The organism is Streptomyces sp. UH6 (assembly GCF_013421635.1).
Taxonomy (GTDB): Bacteria; Actinomycetota; Actinomycetes; order Streptomycetales; family Streptomycetaceae; genus Streptomyces; species Streptomyces abyssomicinicus.
Window position 1 is genome coordinate 1 of the sequence record NZ_JACADT010000932.1, and the last position, 2246, is coordinate 2246.

Below are 2246 nucleotides of genomic sequence, written 5' to 3' on the forward strand. Positions count from 1 at the left end.
TGCCGTTCGGCGGCGACACCCGCGGCGCTCAGGGGCGCGGGGCCCGGAGTATCGCCGAGACACGGGCCGCGGCGGTGGCCAGGTGGCCGCGGGCCTCGGCCAGCTGGTCCGCGGTGACCCCGTGGTCCCGGGCGGCGTCCCGGACGTCGTCCCGCAGCCGGTCCAGCAGACGCTCCAGATCGCGGAGCGGGTCGCCGGTGCCGGCGTCGTGGGCCCACTCCGGCTCGTAGCCGACCTCCAGGCCGTCCGCCACGGGGGCGAAGACGGGGCCGGATCCGTCGGATGCGGGAACCCCGGACGCGGACGGCTCCGGACCGGACTCGGGCTCCGGCTTCTCGAAGGGGTCCCGGGCGCGCTCCGCGTCGGAGGCGCGGTCGGCGGTGGTGGGCCTGCCGAACGACCCGAAGCCTCCGAACTGGGCGAACTGGCCGAACTCCTTGGTGAGCTCGGACAGGCCCTCACGCACCCCGGTGGGCCAGTCGCCGCGCGCGAAGTGGTCCTGTACCTGCTCCTGGACACGTCGCGCGATCCGCTGGACCTCCTGCTGCGCCTCCTGGGCCTGGCGGCGGGTGCGCTCGGCCTCCTCGCGGGCACGGCGGCTCTCGTCCTTGGCCCGGCGGGCCTGTTCCTTCCACTCCTGCCGGGCGCGGCGCATCTCCTCCTTGGCCGCCTGCCAGGCGTCCTTGTCGCCGAGGCCACCCTCCCCGAAGGGCCCGAACGGGCGGCCCTTGCCGCCGGCCGCGGCTCCCCGCCCGCCGCGGGAACCTCCGCCAGGGCCGGTCTGCCCGGCGGCGGCCCGCATCTCGCGGCGCAGGTCGCCCGCCGCGTCGCGCACCTCGTCGCGGATCTCGGCGGCCAGCTCCGCCACCGACTCGAGGATCTCCACCTCCAGGTCGGCCAACTCGGCGCTGCGGTCCGCGAGCTCCCGGCGGCCCGCCTCGGTGATCGAGTAGACCTTGCGGCCGCCCTCGGTGGTGTGGGTGACCAGACCCTCGGCCTCCAGCTTGGCCAGGCGCGGGTAGACCGTGCCGGCCGAGGGGGCGTAGAGGCCCTGGAAGCGCTCCTCCAGCAGGCGGATCACCTCGTAGCCGTGACGGGGCGCCTCGTCGAGGAGCTTCAGCAGGTAGAGGCGGAGGCGGCCGTGGGCGAAGACGGGAGGCATGTCAGAGCACCTTCTCGGTAGGGGCGTCGGTTTCCCCGGCGTCCGGGGCGGCGGGCCGGCGGAGCAGGGCGATGGAACCGGAGACCGTGGTGGCCCGGATCCTGCCGCTGCCCGCGCCGAGGCGACCGGTGACCCGGCGGGTGCCGGGCATGCCGCCCACCCTCAGGTCCTCGAAGGCGTTGGAGATGGAACCGGCGGCGGTGTCCGCGTGGACCTCGGCGTCCGTGGGCTCGGGGAGGCGGACGGCGATCTCGCCCGAGACGTTCGAGAGCTGGAGATCGGCGGGACCCGTGCGGCCCAGGTCGATCATCACCGAGCCGGTCACCGACTCGGCCCGCACGGAGCGGCTCGTGCCCTCGACCACGGTCAGGTCGCCGCCGACGGAGCTGAAGCGGATGTCGCCGGAGAGGGCCTGGGCCTCCACGGAACCGGTGACGGTGGACGCCGAGACCGGCCCGGTGAGACCGACGAGGGTGGTGTCGCCGTTGACGCCCTGCACATCCGTACGGCCGCTGATGCCGGAGACCACGGCCGCGGCGTCCACCGAGCCGATCCGTACGGCGGTGCCGGCGGGGACCGCGAGGGTGACGACCGCGCTGCTGCGCCAGGAGTCGCGGTCCAGCAGCTTGCGGAAGTTCTGCCAGGGCAGGTCCCGGTAGGCCACCGTGAGGACACCCTCCTCCAGGGTGACCTCCAAGGGGTCGCCCTCCACCGCGGACACCTCCAGACGCGCGGCGGTCTCCTCGGTGCCGACCACGTTCACCGCGCCCCGGACGAGGCGGACGTGCAGGGCGCTGACGGGTTCGTCGAGCGTGAGCTTGAGCGGCTCGGTCACCGACCACTCGGGCATGCGGACCTCCTCGGCGGGACGCGGTGTATCGCGTCTTCTCCAGAACACGATATATCGCGGTCCGGTGAAGTCAATACGCCCGTCCGGGGGAGATACGGGCCGGGAGGCGGACGCGGCGGTCGGGTGAACAGAGCGGGAGGAATCGCTCCGGCTGACCTACCGTGGCGATCATGGCGAGTCGACGTGCGGGCGGCGCGGGCGCAAGAGGCGGTACGGGCGGGGCGGGCGGACGTG

The 2246-nt window shown here is 74.4% G+C and carries 2 protein-coding genes; both read right to left on the reverse strand.

The genetic code is table 11. The annotated features are described in order from the left end of the window. Positions 1-28 precede the first annotated feature (28 nt). The gene (locus HW445_RS27695) at positions 29-1162 is read right to left on the reverse strand and encodes a PadR family transcriptional regulator (RefSeq protein ID WP_180223605.1); all 1134 of its coding nucleotides are present in this window, start codon (positions 1160-1162) and stop codon (positions 29-31) included. A 1-nt stretch (position 1163) separates the two neighbouring features. Then, the gene (locus HW445_RS27700) at positions 1164-2012 is read right to left on the reverse strand and encodes a hypothetical protein (RefSeq protein WP_180223606.1); all 849 of its coding nucleotides are present in this window, start codon (positions 2010-2012) and stop codon (positions 1164-1166) included. Positions 2013-2246: the final 234 nt, after the last annotated feature.